This window comes from Thermus sp. FJN-A, assembly GCF_054655095.1.
The window spans coordinates 1-236 of sequence record NZ_BAAHSC010000310.1 but is presented as its reverse complement, the minus strand read 5'-3'; the positions used below and the strand labels follow the sequence as shown (position 1 = coordinate 236).

The following is a 236-nucleotide window of genomic DNA, read 5'->3' as shown; positions in this document are numbered from 1 at the left end:
CGGGTGTACGGGGCGGAGAGCCGGGAAGAAGCTCTTGGGGCCTTGGAGGAGGTGAAGGCCGCCTGGGGTTCGCGGTACCCGGGGGTGGTGGGGCTTTGGGTGGAGGAGTCTGGAGCCTTCCTGCGCTTCTACGGGTACCCCAAGGTGCTTTGGCCGTACTTGCGGAGCACCAACCTGATGGAGCGGTTTATCCGGGAGCTACGGCGGGGGACGAAGGTGCGGGACCACAAGTTTCC

1 protein-coding gene is annotated in these 236 nt (G+C 65.7%); it reads left to right on the top strand.

What is annotated here, in order from left to right:
- A partial coding sequence (locus tag ACYQ0J_RS13845) for a transposase (protein ID WP_460172635.1) occupies nucleotides 1-236 on the top strand: 236 nt, incomplete at both ends.